The 16,762-nt window shown below is 59.2% G+C and carries 17 protein-coding genes; 10 read left to right on the top strand and 7 right to left on the bottom strand.

The annotated features are described in order from the left end of the window. Positions 1-159 precede the first annotated feature (159 nt). The 3 genes from ACFQ95_RS11620 (at position 160) to ACFQ95_RS11610 (ending at position 2,932) form a co-directional block, all read left to right on the top strand. A complete protein-coding gene (locus tag ACFQ95_RS11620; RefSeq protein WP_422831084.1) occupies positions 160-636 on the top strand; it encodes a peroxiredoxin in 477 nt (158 codons plus the stop codon). A 430-nt stretch (positions 637-1,066) separates the two neighbouring features. Beyond that, entirely contained in the window at positions 1,067-2,590 is a 1,524-nt protein-coding gene (locus ACFQ95_RS11615; protein WP_422831083.1) for a PhoH family protein, read from the top strand. Positions 2,591-2,629: 39 nt separating this feature from the next. Beyond that, a complete protein-coding gene (locus ACFQ95_RS11610; RefSeq protein ID WP_422831082.1) occupies positions 2,630-2,932 on the top strand; it encodes an antibiotic biosynthesis monooxygenase family protein in 303 nt (100 codons plus the stop codon). 96 nt (positions 2,933-3,028) lie between these two features. Here ACFQ95_RS11610 and ACFQ95_RS11605 read toward each other — a convergent pair whose 3' ends face one another. From ACFQ95_RS11605 to ACFQ95_RS11575, 7 genes are all read right to left on the bottom strand, one after another. Then, a complete protein-coding gene (locus ACFQ95_RS11605; protein ID WP_422831130.1) occupies positions 3,029-3,658 on the bottom strand; it encodes an OmpA family protein in 630 nt (209 codons plus the stop codon). A gap of 222 nt (positions 3,659-3,880) precedes the next feature. Further along, entirely contained in the window at positions 3,881-4,321 is a 441-nt protein-coding gene (locus tag ACFQ95_RS11600) for a MarR family winged helix-turn-helix transcriptional regulator (protein WP_422831080.1), read from the bottom strand. A 149-nt stretch (positions 4,322-4,470) separates the two neighbouring features. After that, a complete protein-coding gene (gene acnB, locus ACFQ95_RS11595; RefSeq protein WP_422831079.1) occupies positions 4,471-7,074 on the bottom strand; it encodes a bifunctional aconitate hydratase 2/2-methylisocitrate dehydratase in 2,604 nt (867 codons plus the stop codon). A gap of 60 nt (positions 7,075-7,134) precedes the next feature. After that, entirely contained in the window at positions 7,135-7,737 is a 603-nt protein-coding gene (locus ACFQ95_RS11590; RefSeq protein WP_422831077.1) for a hypothetical protein, read from the bottom strand. Positions 7,738-7,766: 29 nt separating this feature from the next. Further along, the gene (locus ACFQ95_RS11585; RefSeq protein ID WP_422831075.1) at positions 7,767-8,798 is read right to left on the bottom strand and encodes an HpcH/HpaI aldolase/citrate lyase family protein; all 1,032 of its coding nucleotides are present in this window, start codon (positions 8,796-8,798) and stop codon (positions 7,767-7,769) included. Between the two features lie 7 nt (positions 8,799-8,805). Beyond that, entirely contained in the window at positions 8,806-9,579 is a 774-nt protein-coding gene (tam, locus tag ACFQ95_RS11580; protein WP_422831073.1) for a trans-aconitate 2-methyltransferase, read from the bottom strand. Positions 9,580-9,601: 22 nt separating this feature from the next. Further along, entirely contained in the window at positions 9,602-10,588 is a 987-nt protein-coding gene (locus ACFQ95_RS11575; RefSeq protein ID WP_422831072.1) for a malate dehydrogenase, read from the bottom strand. 197 nt (positions 10,589-10,785) lie between these two features. On the opposite strand from ACFQ95_RS11575, the gene ACFQ95_RS11570 reads away from it, so the two are divergent. From ACFQ95_RS11570 to ACFQ95_RS11540, 7 genes are all read left to right on the top strand, one after another. Beyond that, positions 10,786-11,607 (top strand): GntR family transcriptional regulator, encoded by an 822-nt coding sequence (locus ACFQ95_RS11570; RefSeq protein WP_422831071.1) that lies wholly within the window; start codon positions 10,786-10,788, stop codon positions 11,605-11,607. Between the two features lie 126 nt (positions 11,608-11,733). Beyond that, a complete protein-coding gene (gene sdhC, locus ACFQ95_RS11565) occupies positions 11,734-12,177 on the top strand; it encodes a succinate dehydrogenase, cytochrome b556 subunit (RefSeq protein WP_422831070.1) in 444 nt (147 codons plus the stop codon). A 15-nt stretch (positions 12,178-12,192) separates the two neighbouring features. Beyond that, positions 12,193-12,561, top strand: coding sequence for a succinate dehydrogenase, hydrophobic membrane anchor protein (gene sdhD / locus ACFQ95_RS11560; protein ID WP_422831069.1), 369 nt, complete (start codon positions 12,193-12,195; stop codon positions 12,559-12,561). A gap of 2 nt (positions 12,562-12,563) precedes the next feature. Continuing rightward, positions 12,564-14,372: a succinate dehydrogenase flavoprotein subunit gene (gene sdhA / locus ACFQ95_RS11555; RefSeq protein ID WP_422831068.1), complete on the top strand. Its 1,809-nt coding sequence runs from the start codon at positions 12,564-12,566 to the stop codon at positions 14,370-14,372. A gap of 28 nt (positions 14,373-14,400) precedes the next feature. Next, on the top strand, positions 14,401-15,105 hold the full coding sequence (locus tag ACFQ95_RS11550; RefSeq protein WP_422831067.1) for a succinate dehydrogenase iron-sulfur subunit: 705 nt from the start codon (positions 14,401-14,403) through the stop codon (positions 15,103-15,105). A gap of 76 nt (positions 15,106-15,181) precedes the next feature. Continuing rightward, positions 15,182-15,424, top strand: a complete 243-nt coding sequence (locus ACFQ95_RS11545) for a succinate dehydrogenase assembly factor 2 (protein ID WP_422831129.1) — start codon at positions 15,182-15,184, stop codon at positions 15,422-15,424. Between the two features lie 10 nt (positions 15,425-15,434). Then, positions 15,435-16,745 (top strand): citrate synthase, encoded by a 1,311-nt coding sequence (locus tag ACFQ95_RS11540; protein WP_422831065.1) that lies wholly within the window; start codon positions 15,435-15,437, stop codon positions 16,743-16,745. The last annotated feature ends 17 nt before the right edge of the window (positions 16,746-16,762 follow it).

The following is a 16,762-nucleotide window of genomic DNA, read 5'->3' as shown; positions in this document are numbered from 1 at the left end:
CTGGTCCGTTGCAATTGAGCTACTGAAACTCAATACGACACCTATGCTTTTGAAATGGTAACGATTTGCGTGCGCATGCAGAAGGACACGTATTGAAGTCCCGTTTCGACTCTTGGAACCTTCAACGACCACATTCTGTCTAAAGAGATTCAAAGCTATATGGCGATCGTTGTCAATAAACCCATCCCAGAATTTGATGCTGTTGCGACCGGCGGTATCAAGGTCTCGAATACCTCGCATCACGGCAAGGTTGTGGTCTTGTACTTTTACCCTAAAGACAACACCCCAGGCTGCACCACGGAAGCCATGCAGTTCCGCGACAAACACAAAGAATTTGTCAAGGCTGGTGCCACCGTGTTCGGCGTGTCCCGCGACAACATGAAGTCGCACGACGAATTCAAGACCAAGCTTGAGCTGCCGTTTGAGTTGATCGCCGATACCGAAGAAAAAATGTGCCACATGTTCGGTGTCGTCAAAAACAAGATCATGTATGGCAAGAAGGTCAAGGGCATTGAGCGCAGCACCTTTCTGATTGGTGCGGATGGCGTTCTGCAACAAGAGTGGCGCGGACTCAAGGTCCCTGGTCACGTCGATGAAGTGTTGCAAGCCGTCAAAGACTTGAAAAAGTCCGCCTAAAGCCAACACAGCCGCCCCTCGGAAATCAGGTTTCCGGGGTTGGTGGATGAGATTTGGAAGGAGATGCCACACGACACACGGCTCATGCATAATGGTTTCATGCAGTCAGTGATCTCGAGAGCGCTCCCCCCGCAAAAGCCGCCCAGGCCTCCTGGCGGCTTTTTTGCTTTCTGATCCCTGATTCGCTATTTGACCGATTGCTTAGATCCACTTCACCACCGCGAGCCTCCGCTATATGCCACTGCCCCCCGCCCCCACTAAGCGCGCCGCAACCCTGGCCCGCGCAGATTTTGATGTTCCCGCTGTTGCTCGCCCTGCCGCGAAAACCAGCACGGCCGCGAAATCGAAAGCTCGCCTCCTGACCGAACCCGTGGACAAACCGCAAGCGCGAAAAGCTCCAGAGGCTGCGCCGGAAAATCGTCCGGTCGCCATGGCGAAAGAACCTATGGTGCAGGTCGAAACCAAAACCGTTGCTTCGCGTCCCGCTGAGGGCAAAGAAGACGCCCCACGTGCACCAAGCAGCACCCGTGGAGCAGCGCCCAAACGCAAAGTAGCCAAAGCTGGCGCGCTCACCAAGCTGTTTGTGCTCGACACCAACGTGTTGATGCACGACCCGATGTGCCTGTTCCGCTTTGAAGAACACGACATCTTCCTGCCCATGATCGTGCTGGAAGAGTTGGATGGCCACAAAAAAGGCATGACCGAAGTGGCGCGCAACGCGCGCCAGGCCAGCCGCACACTAGACGCGCTGGCCGGCACCAATGGCGCCGACATCGCCGTTGGTTTGCCACTGGACGCCACGGGCCATATCGAAGCCCAGGGCAAACTGCGCTTCCAGACCGAACCCCTGAACTACAGCTTGCCTACCAGCCTGCCGCAGGGCAAGGCCGACAACCAGATTCTGGGCGTGGTGGAAGCCCTGCGTTTGCAATACGCGCCACGCGAAGTGGTGCTGGTGTCGAAAGACATCAACATGCGCGTCAAGGCGCGTGCACTGGGCCTGGAAGCCGAGGACTATCAGAACGACAAGGTGCTAGAAGACGGCGAGTTTCTCTACTCTGGCGCGCTCGCCCTGCCACCGGACTTCTGGAGCAAACACGGCAAGACGGTGGAGAGCTGGCAACAAGGCCTGCACACCTTCTACCGCATCTCCGGGCCCATCGTGCCCGAATTGCTGATCAACCAGTTTGTGTTCTTTGAAGCGCCGGGTGAGCCTAGTCTTTACGCTCGCGTGACCGAAATCCGCGCCAAGACCGCGGTGCTCAAAACGCTGAAAGACTACAACCACCTAAAGCACGCCGTGTGGGGCGTGACCACGCGCAACCGCGAACAGAACTTCGCCATGAATTTGCTCATGGACCCGGAAGTCGACTTCGTCACGCTGACCGGCAACGCCGGCACTGGCAAGACCCTGATGGCCCTGGCCGCTGGCCTGACCCAGGTGCTGGACGACCGCCGCTACACCGAAATCATCATGACCCGCGCCACCGTCAGCGTGGGTGAAGACATTGGTTTCCTGCCCGGCACCGAAGAAGAAAAGATGGGCCCATGGATGGGCGCACTGGACGACAACCTCGAAGTCTTGGCCAAGACCGAAACCAGTGCCGGCGAATGGGGCCGCGCTGCCACCAATGAGTTGATCCGCTCGCGTATCAAGATCAAAAGCATGAACTTCATGCGCGGCCGCACCTTCTTGAACAAGTACGTGATCATCGACGAGGCGCAGAACCTGACGCCCAAGCAGATGAAGACGCTGATCACGCGCGCAGGCCCCGGCACAAAGATCATCTGCATGGGCAACCTGCAGCAAATTGACACCCCCTACCTGACGGAAGGCTCATCCGGTCTGACTTTTGCCGTCGACAAGTTCAAGGGCTGGCCTCACAGCGGCCACATCACACTTGCCCGAGGCGAGCGCTCCAGACTGGCGGACTACGCCAGCGAGGTGCTGTGAAGCCACCCATCACGACACATTGATTGAAACCATATCCACATGATTCTTGAACTCGCAGAAATTCGCATCAAGCCCGGGCAGCAAGCCGAGTTTGACGCGGCCATTCAACACGGTTTAACCACGGTGATCAGCAAAGCCAAGGGCTTTCTGGGCAGCAGCGTACACAAGGGCATTGAGTCGCCTGAGCGCTACGTGCTACAGATTCGCTGGGCCACGATAGAAGACCACAACGTGGGTTTTCGTGAGTCCCCTGCTTTTGCTGAGTGGCGCGCCATCGTCGGACCGTTCTTCGCGAGCCCGCCGCTCGTGGAGCATTTCGACCTGGTACAAAAATCCGACTGATCCTGGCAAGGGATTCGGATAAAAAATGGCTCGCAGTGCGAGCCATTTTTTTGCCTTTAGCCATGCTGATGGTGGTGCATACACCCCCACGGACGTTTAGCCTGCGGCGCGTTCACCCAGGAAAATCTCCACGCGGCGGTTGCGCGAACGGCCCGCATCGCTGGTGTTGTCGGCGATGGGTTCGCGCGCACCACGACCATCCGTCACGATGCGGTTGGCACTAACGCCGCGCGAAACCAAATAGTCGCGTGCGCTGGCAGCGCGTTGGCGCGAAAGCGGATCATTGATGGCATCCGAACCGGTGCTGTCCGTGTGGCCAATAATGCGCACCTCCGTATTCGGCTGATCGCGCAAACCGTTGGCAAATTGGTCCAGGATGGGACGCAAATTCGGTTTGATGTCAGCGCGGCCAGTGTCAAAGGAAATATCGCTGGGGATGTTCAGCTTGAGTCGATTGTCGGGGGTCTGCACCACATCGACGCCGGTGCCAGCAGTCGCGCGCTCCATTTCGGCTTTTTTGTCTTGCATGTGCTTAGACCACACGTAGCCACCCAACGCGCCTAGCCCAGCCCCCACGGCAGCACCGCGCCCGTCGCCAATAATTCCGCCGGCAGCCGCTCCAATACCGGCGCCGATTGCCGTTCCCTTTTGGGTTTCGGACATATTGGCACAGCCCGTCAAAATCACCGCCGAAGCGACAAAACCCAAAAGCGGCAGCTTTGCCATGTGCTGAATGTTTGCCATTGAATACTCCTTATGTTCAAGCGAGATCAGAAAGCTCCATTCAACCTCAACTTGCAGCATATTGGTGCGAAGCCTAGCTTCAGAATGCTACAAATGGTTCACTACTGGCAAAGTCGCAAGCCCCAGGCTTACAAGGACATGATCCGCACAAGTCGCTTGGCAACTCATGAGCTCTGCGGGGTTACGGGCGAGTTACCAACACACTTACTGTGGCGCTTCGAGCCGCGTAATCATTTTTGACAGAAGCTCTTTAAGAACCTCTTGTTCATTGGCGGCCAGTGGCCCCATAACGCGGTTTTGGGCGCGTTTTGCAGCACGGCGAATTTCGCGTACGGCCTGGCGGCCATCGGGTGTCACCCATAGCCGTTTCCGACGCCGATCACCCACGTCGGCCTCTCGGTGAATCCAACCCCTTGCCTCAAGTCGACTGACGACCGAACCCGACGTGGCGGCATCGAATGCCACATGGGCGGCAAGGCTGACCTGGTCTTCTCCCGGGGAATCCAGCAGCGCCGCCAGTATCGAAAACTGTACCGGCGTTACCGCATATTCGGAAGTTTCTTCCATGAAGATGGCCACGGCCAATTGATGGGCACGGCGAATCAAGTGGGCCGGTGTATCGCGGAAATCAGAGCTTTTTGACATACAAGCCTTGACAGGAATTGAGAACAATAAAAATCAATCAGTTCACAAATCATATTTGAATACAATAAACAACTCAATAGTAGAAATATTTTTTGCATGCAATAAAAAATGGCCCCGAAGGGCCATTTTTTACTCAGCGCGGCGGAGGACTACGCCACTACGCCGTCCTTCACGGTGTCTGCCACGCTCTTGAACTCTTCCAAACGGTCAAAGTTCAGGTACTGGTAGATCTTGGTACCGTCTTTGTTGATCACACCCATGTCGGCCATGTACTCCTCCTTGGAGGGGATGTAGCCCAAACGCGAGCAGATCGCCGCGAGTTCAGCCGAGCCCAGATAAACGTTGGTGTTCTTGCCCAGGCGGTTGGGGAAGTTACGCGTCGAAGTGGACATCACCGTGGCACCTTCGCGCACCTGGGCCTGGTTGCCCATGCACAGCGAGCAGCCGGGCATTTCGGTACGCGCACCCGCCGTGCCGAAGACGCCGTAATGGCCTTCTTCGGTGAGCTGATGTGCATCCATCTTGGTCGGTGGGGCAACCCACAGCTTCACCGGAATGTCGCGCTTGCCTTCGAGCAGCTTGGACGCAGCGCGGAAGTGGCCAATGTTGGTCATGCACGAACCGATGAAGACTTCATCGATCTTCGCACCCGCCACGTCGGACAAGGTCTTCACATCGTCTGGATCGTTGGGGCAGGCGACGATAGGCTCGTGGATGTCGGCCAGGTCGATGTCGATCACGGCCGCGTACTCGGCATCAGCGTCGCCTTCCAGCAACTGCGGATTTTGCAGCCAGGCTTCTTGTGCGGCGATACGGCGAGCCAGGGTACGTGCATCCGCATAACCTTCGGCAATCATCCACTTCATCAGCGTGATGTTGCTGTTGATGTATTCGATGATTGGTTCTTTATTGAGCTTGACGGTACAGCCGGCAGCGGAGCGCTCGGCAGAGGCGTCGGACAACTCAAACGCTTGTTCAACTTTCAGGTCTGGCAGGCCTTCGATTTCCAGCACGCGGCCGGAGAAGATGTTCTTCTTGCCCTTCTTCTCCACCGTCAGCAGGCCGGCCTTGATGGCGTACAGCGGAATGGCGTTGACCAGATCGCGCAGGGTCACGCCCGGCTGCATCGTGCCCTTGAAACGCACCAGCACCGACTCAGGCATGTCCAAAGGCATCACGCCCGTGGCTGCCGCAAAAGCCACCAGGCCAGAGCCAGCTGGGAAGCTGATGCCGATAGGGAAACGTGTGTGGCTGTCGCCACCGGTACCCACGGTGTCTGGCAGCAAGAAGCGGTTGAGCCAGCTGTGGATAACGCCGTCACCTGGGCGCAGGCTGATGCCACCACGGTTGGAGATGAACTCTGGCAGTTCGTGGTGCGTCTTGACGTCCACCTTCTTGGGGTAGGCCGCCGTGTGGCAGAACGACTGCATCACCAGATCAGCCGAGAAGCCCAGGCAAGCCAGGTCTTTCAACTCATCACGCGTCATCGGGCCGGTGGTGTCTTGCGAACCCACAGATGTCATCTTCGGTTCGCAATAAGTACCGGGACGCACGCCCTTGCCTTCTGGCAGACCGCAGGCGCGGCCGACCATTTTTTGCGCCAGCGAATAACCCTTGCCGGAATCGACAGGCTCTTGTGGCAAACGGAACAGCGTAGACACTGGCAGGCCCAGCGCCTCACGCGCCTTGGCGGTGAGGCCACGGCCGATGATCAGCGGGATACGGCCACCGGCGCGCACTTCGTCGAACAGCACGTCGCTCTTGACGGTGAATTCGGAGATGACCTTGCCGTCCTTCAGCGCTTTGCCATCGTAGGGGCGCAGCTCAACGGTGTCGCCCGTGTCCATCTGGTTCACGTCGAGTTCGATTGGCAGCGAACCCGCGTCTTCCATGGTGTTGTAGAAGATAGGCGCGATCTTGGCACCCAGGCAGATGCCGCCGAACTTCTTGTTCGGAATGAAAGGAATGTCTTCACCGGTGAACCACAACACCGAGTTGGTGGCCGACTTGCGCGAGGAGCCGGTACCGACCACGTCGCCCACATAAGCGACGGGCAAGCCACGCGCCACCAGGTCTTCGATGAACTTGATCGGGCCGCGCTTGCCGTCTTCTTCAGGCACAAAGGCCGCGCCTTCGCGCTTGTTCTTCAGCATCGCCAGGGCGTGCATTGGAATGTCGGGACGCGTCGTCGCATCGGGTGCGGGCGACAAGTCGTCGGTATTGGTTTCGCCTGGCACCTTGAACACGGTGAAGGTAATACTCTTGGGCACTTCAGGGCGGCTGGTGAACCACTCGGCATCGGCCCAGCTTTGCAGCACGGCCTTGGCATTGTTATTGCCTGCATCGGCGAGTTCCTTGACGTCATGGAACTGGTCGAACATCAGCAGGGTTTTCTTCAGGCCTTCAGCGGCCACACCACCGACTTCTGCGTCCTTCAGCAGCTCGATCAGCGGCGTGATGTTGTAGCCGCCGAGCATGGTGCCCAGCCACTGCGTGGCTTGGGCGCGCGAGATCAGCGCGTTTTTCTCGCTGCCCAGGGCCACAGCCGCCAGGTAGCTGGCCTTGACCTTGGCCGCGTCGTCCACACCGGCTGGCACACGATGGCTCAGCAGGTTAAGCAAGAATTCTTCTTTGCCGGCTGGCGGGTTCTTCAGCAGCTCGATCAGCTCTGCCGTCTGCTTGGCAGACAAGGGCAGCGGGGGAATACCGAGCGCGGCGCGTTCGGCAACATGGTCCATATAGGCTTGCAACATGGCGGTCTCTCCTGTTTCAGAATCGTGGGTAAATCTAATGTTGTGTGCTGCTGGCGCGGCTTACTGTGCGGCCTTCTGAGCCACAGCCGGGGCGGCTGGAGCATCCAGCACGCTTGGCAGCGGGTTCTTGCGCAGCGCTTCGGCGACCACGCTCTGCGCGGGGCTCAGGCATTCATCGGCCAGGCGTTGACCCAGCTTGTGGTTCATCAGCATCGACTTGTTGGCCAACTGCAGCCAGACGGCGCCGGCTTTCTGGTCTTCCAGGCGGATGGCGCCGGTGGTGGTGGCCACGGGGAACATGCGGTAGCTGACGTTCTTCATCTTGAGGTTGAAGTAGCCAGGCGCTTTGGGATCGGCTTCGAGCGAGACGGAGGTGCCCAACTCGCAAGGCAGGTTGCCGGTTTGCACACGCTCGGCAATCGCCAGTTCGGCCGGGGTCAAGGCAGCCTCAGCGGCTTCAACGCCAGCGGCGACGCTGATGGCGGCAGTCTTCAGCTGCTGACGTTCTGGCGTCACGGCGGCTTTCTTCTTGGCGGGCGCTTTTTTGGTTTCGGTTGCGGCGGTTTTGGTGGCGGCCTTGTCTTTGGCGGGGGCAGAGTCTGCGGCCCAAGCCAGACTGGTGGTCAAAAAACCAATGGCGGCGGTGATGAAAATGGCTCTCATGGGGTCTCCGAAAGTGAGGGCGTTACACACTAGTGTGAACTCTGAAAATAAGGTCGCATCTCTGCGGGCAATACACGGCCGGTAGCATGCGCGCGTTCGATGACATGCCAAAAATAGCGGTAGCTGGCGCGGTCATGCAATTGTGATGCAAAAGAGATTGGAGCCCAATGCACAGCAGCGGCGGCAGCTATGATTTTCGAAGCTGTTTCAATTTCTTGCTGTTCTGGCGCAAAGGCTTCAAGAATGGGCCGGATCTGGCTGGGGTGAATACTCCACATCCGCGTAAAGCCAAACTCGTGCGCCGCGCGTTTGGCCGCAGCCTGCATGGCAGCGGTGTCGCTGAACTCGGTGACCACGCAGTGCGACGGCACCTTGCCGTGTGCATGGCAGGCAGCCGCAATTTCCAGCTTGGCACGCACCACCAGCGGGTGGGTGAATTGGCCTTGTGCGCGCAGGCTGCTGGCTGGAATGGCACCACCGTGGGCCGAGACAAAATCCATTAAGCCAAAGCTGATGGACTGCACGCGCGGATGCGCGGCGATGTCGAATGCGCGGTGTACGGCGGCGGGCGACTCAATCAGCACGTGCAGCGGCAAGTCGGCGGCGCCTGCCAGCTGCAATGCAGCCTCGGCGCGCTCCACATCGGCCACCGACTCCACCTTGGGCAGCATGATGTGGCTCAAACGCGTGCCGGCTTGGCCGGCAATGACCGCAACATCGCGCTCGAAAGCTGGGTGGTCAACGGCATGTACGCGGGCCGCCACACGTGCAGTCGAAGCAGCAGCCAGCGCCAGCTCCACCACCAGGGCCGCGTGTTCCGCCTCGCCACCAACAGGCGCGCCGTCTTCGCAATCAAGCGTCACGTCGAACACACAGGCGCCGAATTCTTCGGTCATCTCGGCCTGCAGTTGCAGGCTTTTGCGCATGCGTGCTTCCACACCGCTGTAGTGGTCGCAAACCGGCAACACAATCGCACCACCCTGCGCACCGAGCAAGGCTTTGCGCGGATGGGTAGCAGCCATGGGCTGGTGCTTGGATTCAGGCTGAAGAAGACGGTCCATGCGGAAATTAAGCGCGTTGGGCCACCACAAACAGGCGCGGAAATGCCAGCAGCCGTTGGCCATCCGCACGGACGGCATACGCGGCATCGATGCGGCGCTGGTACTCGGCTAAATAGTCCGGCTGCACGGCTTCGGGCAGGCGCTTCAAGAATGGCTGCAAGCCGGTGCTGCTGACCCACTCGACAATCGCCGCGGCCGAGGCCATGGGGTGTTGGTAAATGGTGTGCCAGGCGTCACACGTCGCGGCATGTGGTGCCAGCAAATCGTAATACTGCGCCAGCGGCAGGATGCCGGTGCGCATATTGTTCGGGTCTTCGAAATAGCGGCTGAACGGTTCAGAAGCAGCCACTTCGCGCATCAGCCGGTGTGTAGGCTCGGCGCGGTTATCAGGCATTTGAAAGGCCAACACGCCGCCGGGCGCCAAGGCGCTCAACAAGCGGGGGATCAGCGTTTCGTGCTCGCCCACCCATTGCAGGGAGGCGTTGGCATACAACAGATCCACAGGCTCGCTCGGCAACCATGTGGCGATGTCGCCCAGCGCGAATGTCGCACCAGGCAAACGCTTGCGCGCGCTCGCCAACATGGCTTCAGAGTTGTCTACACCAGTGACTTGGGCATTTGGATAACGCTGCACCAGCAACTCGGTGGAGTTGCCGGGGCCACACCCCAGGTCGACTACCCGCTTGGGGTTCTCAAGCCCTACCTGGGCCAGCAGATCACGCGCGGGGCGCGTGCGCTCGCGCTCGTATCGGCTGTAGAGGGCGGGGTTCCAGTCGGCCATGGGATGCTGTGACTAGATCGCTTTAGAGCAGGTGGGCCACGCCAGCTTGCTCGCCTTGCAGCTCTTCCAGCGTCTTGTTGATGCGCTCTTGGCTGAAGGCGTCGATGGCCAGACCTTCGACAACCTTGTATTCACCGTTTTCGCAGGTGACGGGGAAGCCGAACATGGTGTCCTTTGGAATGCCATACTGGCCGTCAGAAGGAATACCCATGGTGACCCACTTGCCGTTGGTGCCCAGGGCCCAGTCGCGCATGTGGTCGATGGCAGCGTTCGCAGCCGAGGCAGCCGACGACAGGCCACGTGCTTCGATGATGGCGGCGCCGCGCTTGCCAACCGTAGGCAAGAAGGTGTTGGCATTCCACTCCTGGTCATTGATCATCTTGGCGACGCTTTCGCCGTTGATGGTGGCGAAACGGTAGTCGGCGTACATCGTGGGCGAGTGGTTGCCCCAGACGGTCAGCTTTTCGATGTCAGCCACGGCCTTGCCGGTCTTGGCCGCGATTTGGCTGGCCGCACGGTTGTGGTCCAGGCGCAGCATGGCGGTGAAGTTCTTGCGTGGCAGATCAGGCGCGCTCTTCATGGCGATGTAGGCGTTGGTGTTGGCGGGGTTGCCGACCACCAGCACCTTCACGTTGCGGCTGGCCACGGCGTTCAAAGCCTTGCCTTGGGCTGTGAAGATGGCGCCGTTCACGGCCAACAACTCGGCACGCTCCATGCCTGGGCCACGTGGGCGCGAACCGACCAGCAGCGCGTAGTCAGCGTCTTTGAAGGCGGTCATAGGGTCGCTGTGGGCGGTCATCTCGACCAGCAGCGGGAACGCGCAGTCGTCGAGTTCCATCATCACGCCCTTGAGCGCTTTTTGTGGGCCTTCAACCGGCACTTCCAGCAATTGCAGGATCACTGGCTGGTCTTTGCCCAACATCTCGCCCGAGGCGATGCGAAACAACAAGGCGTAGCCGATTTGACCTGCGGCACCAGTGACAGCAACGCGAACAGGTTTTTTGCTCATGGGAAGGACTCCAGGAAGTGAGAGTTGAGAAGAAAAATGACTTTGCACGGGCTGTCTTATGGGCTTGACGCCTCGCACAAACAGTCCATCAGTTTACTCTCGATAACGCGCTTGCGTCAATTTGTCTTATGTCTTATATAAGATATGATTCGGGTCTACCGCAAACCCACGCCCGCCCACTGAACGCCCGCCCTCCGATGGCCCAATCCACGCATCCAGCCAGCGACCCCTCCTCTGGTGCCGCCGAGTTCAGCCTGCCTGCGGCCGCCGCACCGGCCCTGACGCCCGCATTCAGTCCGCTGTACCAGCAGATCAAAGGGCTGATCCTGCAGAGCCTGGAAGCGGGCGAATGGAAACCGGGTGAAGCCATCCCCAGTGAAATGGAGTTGGCCGCCCGTTTCAAGGTCAGCCAGGGCACGGTGCGCAAAGCCATCGACGAGCTGGCCGCCGAGAACCTGCTGCTGCGCCGCCAAGGCAAAGGCACGTTTGTCGCCACGCACAGCGAGCAACATGTGCGTTACCGTTTCCTCAAGCTGGTGCCCGATCAGGGCGATATAGAGTCCGAGGGGCCCGCGCAGCGCCACATCATCGACTGCAAACGCTCGCGCGCCAGCGCCGAAGTGGCGCGCGCCCTGGGGCTGCGCACCGGCGACGGCGTTCTGCAAGTGCGCCGCGTATTGTCTTTTGCCATCAACGGCGTGTTCGTTCCGCGCATTCTGGAAGACCTGTGGTTACCGGGCATTCAGTTCAAAGGCTTGACGGCAGAACATCTGACCAGCGACCGAGGTCCGATGTACGCCATGTTTGAAACCCAGTTCGGCATTCGCATGGTGCGCGCCGAAGAAAAAATTCGCGCCGTGGCAGCAGATGCCGAACAGGCCACGCTGCTGCAAGTCTCGGCACAAACGCCGTTATTGAGCGTGGAGCGCATTGCTTACACGTACAACGACACCCCGATGGAGTTGCGCCGCGGCCTCTACAACACCGCGACACACCACTATCGCAATGAACTCAGCTGACACGCCACTGTGCGAGACACTAGGTTATTCGCAGCCAGTTCGATCAGGCCGTGCTGCGTTGCAATAGAATTTTGAGTTGTTTGCTATTACGAATTACAAAGCCGTTACATCCACGAAAGCACACATATGACCGAGCTAGCCTCAGCAAAGCGGCCCAAGCGGCCTGAATTTAGAAATATCCACGTCCTCAAGGATCTCCCCGGCTACCGGCTCCCTCCCGCTGGCATCGTCTCCATTCTGCATCGCATCAGCGGCTTCATCATGTTCTTGCTGATGCCGTTCATCATCTGGATGTTCGACACCTCGGTTTCCAGCGAGATCTCCCACTCCAAATTCCGGGCCGTTTTCAACGTCGGTGCTGGTTTTGTGCCCGGCTGGTTCTTCAAGCTGGTGGTGCTGGCCATTATGTGGGCTTACCTGCACCACTTCATCGCGGGCTTGCGCCACTTGTGGATGGACGTGAACCACGCCGTCAGCAAAGAGTTTGGCAAGTCGTCCGCACAAGTGACGCTGGTGCTGAGCATCGGCCTGACCATCGTGCTGGCAGCCAAGCTGTTCGGCCTGTACTAAGCAAGGAGCCTTTTCATGTCTGTCAATTACGGCTCCAAGCGCCTGGTCGTCGGCGCACACTACGGTCTGCGCGACTGGTTGGCCCAACGTGTCACCGGTGGCCTGATGGCCATCTTCACCGTGCTGGTGCTCGGCCAAGTGCTGTTCACCTCCGGTCCCATCACCTATGAAATCTGGGCCGGCATTTTTGCGTCCCAATGGATGAAGGTCCTGACCTTCTCCGTCATCTTGGCTTTGCTGTACCACGTGTGGGTGGGCATGCGCGACATCTGGATGGACTACGTCACATCCATCATCTGGCTTCGACTCTCGCTCCAGATTTTCACCATCGTATGGCTGGTCGGCTGCGCCGGCTGGGCTATCCAAGTTCTCTGGAGACTGTGAGCATGAGCTACACCAAATCGACTATCACCAAGCGTAAGTTCGACGTTGTCATCATTGGCGCCGGCGGCTCCGGCATGCGCGCCGCACTGGAATTGTCCCAGGCCGGCCTGAGCGTGGCCTCCTTGTCCAAAGTGTTCCCCACGCGTTCACACACGGTGGCCGCACAAGGTGGCGTGAGCGCCTCTTTGGGCAACATGTCGGAAGACAACTGGCACTACCACTTCTACGACACCATCAAGGGTTCTGACTGGCTGGGCGACCAGGACGCCATCGAATTCATGTGCCGCGAAGCCCCCAAGGTTGTGTATGAGCTCGAACACTTCGGCATGCCGTTCGACCGCAACCCAGACGGCACCATCTATCAGCGTCCGTTCGGCGGCCACACCGCCAACTACGGCGAAAAGCCGGTGCAACGCGCCTGCGCTGCAGCCGACCGTACCGGCCACGCCATGCTGCACACGCTGTACCAGCAAAACGTCAAGGCCAAGACCAACTTCTTCGTCGAATGGATGGCGCTGGACCTGATCCGCAACGCCGATGGTGATGTGGTCGGCGTGACCGCCCTTGAACTCGAAACCGGCGACCTGTACGAATTACAAGCCAAGGCCGTGTTGCTGGCCACCGGCGGTGCGGGCCGCATCTTCGCCGCATCGACCAACGCCTTCATCAACACCGGCGACGGCCTGGGCATGGCCGCACGTGCCGGCATTCCACTGCAAGACATGGAGTTCTGGCAGTTCCACCCCACCGGCGTGGCCGGCGCAGGTGTGTTGTTGACCGAAGGCTGCCGTGGCGAAGGCGCCATTTTGCTCAACAGCAATGGCGAACGTTTCATGGAACGTTATGCGCCTACGCTGAAAGACTTGGCCCCACGCGACTTCGTGTCGCGCTCCATGGACCAGGAAATCAAGGAAGGCCGTGGCTGCGGCCCGAACAAAGACTACGTGGTGCTGAAGCTGGACCACCTGGGTGCGGAAACCATCCACAAGCGTCTGCCTTCGGTGTACGAGATCGGCGTGAACTTCGCCAACGTCGACATCACCAAAGAGCCTATCCCTGTGGTGCCCACCATCCATTACCAAATGGGCGGCATCCCGACCAACATCAACGGCCAGGTCGTGATCCAGAACGGTGACGTGCACAACCAGGTGGTCAACGGCTTGTACGCCGTGGGCGAATGCTCTTGCGTTTCGGTGCACGGTGCCAACCGCCTGGGCACGAACTCGCTGCTCGACTTGCTGGTGTTCGGCAAATCGGCCGGCCGCCACATCATCTCCACCGTCAAGGGCAGCAGCGAGCACAAGCCCATGCCGGCCGACGGCGCTGACCGCACGCTGGCCCGCCTGAACCAGCTCGAAGAGTCGAAAGACGGCGTCTACGCCCAAGACATCGCCAACAACATCCGCTCGTCGATGCAGCAACACGCTGGTGTGTTCCGCACCCAAGCCAGCATGGACGAAGGCGTGGTCAAGATCAACGAGATCCGCACCCAAGTGGGCTCGGTGACGCTGAAAGACAAGTCCAAGGTCTGGAACACCGCGCGCATGGAAGCGCTGGAAGTCGACAACCTGATCGAAGTCGCACAGGCGACCATGACCTCGGCCGCTGCACGCAAGGAATGCCGTGGCGCACACACCGTGTACGACTACGAGCACCCTGCCGACCATCCTGATTTCCCACTGGGCCGCAACGACAAGGAATGGATGAAGCACACGCTGTGGCACAGCGCTGACAACAGCCTGACCTACAAGCCAGTGAACCTCAAGCCCCTGACGGTGGACAGCGTGCCGCCCAAGGTCCGCACGTTCTGATCGCCAGCCGACCCACGAGAGAAAAAACATGACGAAGCGCACATTCCAAATCTATCGCTACGATCCGGACAAAGATGCCAAGCCGTACATGCAGACGGTCGAGATCGAACTCGACGGCCACGAACGCATGTTGCTGGACGCCCTGGTGAAGCTGAAGGCCCAGGACCCGAGCATCTCGTTCCGCCGTTCGTGCCGCGAAGGTGTTTGCGGCTCGGACGCCATGAACATCAATGGCAAGAACGGCTTGGCCTGCTTGACCAACATGAACACGCTCAAAGGCGTGATCGTGTTGAAGCCGCTGCCCGGCCTGCCGGTCATCCGCGACCTGATCGTCGACATGACGCAGTTCTTCAAGCAATACAACTCGATCAAGCCCTATCTCATCAGCGACACCCCGGCGCCCGAGCGCGAGCGCCTGCAAAGCCCTGAAGAGCGCGAAGAGCTGAACGGTTTGTACGAGTGCATCCTGTGCGCCAGCTGCTCCACCAGCTGCCCCAGCTTCTGGTGGAACCCAGACAAGTTCGTCGGCCCAGCCGGCCTGCTGCAAGCCTACCGCTTCATCGCCGACAGCCGCGATGACGCCACGGGTGCACGCCTGGACAACCTGGAAGACCCGTACCGCCTGTTCCGTTGCCACACCATCATGAACTGCGTCGATGTCTGCCCCAAGGGTCTGAACCCCACCAAGGCCATTGGCAAGATCAAGGAAATGATGGTTCTACGGACCATTTGAGGAACAACTGGTGCCATCTACCACTCCATCAGAGTCACCCGCTGCAGACGACTTGCTCGACGAGCGCAGCGCCAACATGCTGCGCTGGCGCAGCCGTCGCGGCATGGTGGAAAACGACCTGTTCATCGAGCGGTTTTTTGCGCGGTACGTAAAACACCTGACCGTCAGGCAAGCGGGTGCTTTGAGTGCTTTAATGGATTTAAGTGATAACGATTTACTTGATCTGCACTTGGCCCGCAAAACACCTGCTGAGGTGAACCCTGAGTTGGACCGTGACGATGTGCATGAAGTTTTAACAATGTTGAGAGAAAACCGCTGAAAGGGCAAACATGAAACTCGCTGATAACAAAGCCACCCTGTCGTTTAGCAACGGCAGCCCCAGTGTCGAGATGCCGGTCTACCAGGGCAGCATTGGCCCTGATGTGATCGACATCCGCAAGCTGTACGCGCAAACGGGCATGTTCACGTACGACCCTGGTTTTCTGTCGACCGCGTCGTGCCAATCGGCCATCACGTACATCGACGGCGACAAGGGTGAACTGCTGTACCGCGGCTACCCGATCGAGCAGTTGGCCACCAACTGCGACTTCATGGAAACCTGTCACCTGTTGCTGTACGGAGAACTGCCCAACCCCAAGCAAAAGGCTGACTTCTCCAAACTCGTGACCAACCACACCATGGTCAACGAGCAGATGCAGTTTTTCCTGCGTGGCTTCCGCCGTGATGCGCACCCAATGGCCATCATGACCGGCCTGGTGGGCGCACTGTCGGCCTTCTACCATGACAGCACCGACATCACCAACCCAGAACACCGTGAAATCGCCGCGATCCGCCTGATCGCCAAGATGCCAACGCTGGTCGCCATGGCGTACAAGTACACCATTGGCCAACCCTACATGTACCCCAAGAACGAGTTGAGCTACGCCGGCAACTTCTTGCACATGATGTTCGCCACGCCATGTGAAGAGTACAAGGTGAGCCCCGTGTTGGAGCGCGCCCTGGACCGCATCTTCACGCTGCACGCTGACCACGAACAAAATGCCTCGACCTCCACCGTGCGCCTGTGCGGTTCGTCCGGCACCAACCCGTTTGCAGCCATTGCCGCCGGCGTAGCCTGTCTGTGGGGCCCGGCCCACGGCGGTGCCAACGAAGCCTGCCTGAACATGCTGGAAGACATCCAGAAGATGGGTGGCGTGTCCAAGGTTGGCGAGTTCATGGAAAAGGTCAAGGACAAATCCTCTGGCGTGAAGCTGATGGGTTTTGGCCACCGCGTGTACAAGAACTACGACCCACGCGCCAAGCTGATGCAAGAAACCTGCAAGGAAGTTTTGCAAGAGCTGGGCCTGGAAAACGACCCGCTGTTCAAGCTGGCCATGGCGCTGGAAAAGATTGCCCTGGAAGACGACTACTTCGTCTCGCGCAAGCTCTACCCCAACGTCGACTTCTACTCCGGCATCGTGCAGCGCGCCATCGGCATTCCTACGCCGCTGTTCACCGCCGTGTTCGCGCTGGCGCGCACGTCGGGCTGGATCGCCCAGTTGAACGAAATGATTGGCGACTCCGAGTACAAGATCGGCCGCCCACGTCAACTGTTCGTCGGCTCGGAAAGCCGCGACGTGAAGCCTATCGCCCAACGCTAAGCCCACGCGACCCCTGA

This window comes from Variovorax sp. HJSM1_2 (assembly GCF_049316285.1).
Taxonomy (GTDB): domain Bacteria; phylum Pseudomonadota; class Gammaproteobacteria; order Burkholderiales; family Burkholderiaceae_C; genus Rhodoferax_B.
The sequence above is the reverse complement of the archived record's forward strand: the minus strand, read 5'-3'. Positions and strand labels throughout refer to the sequence as shown.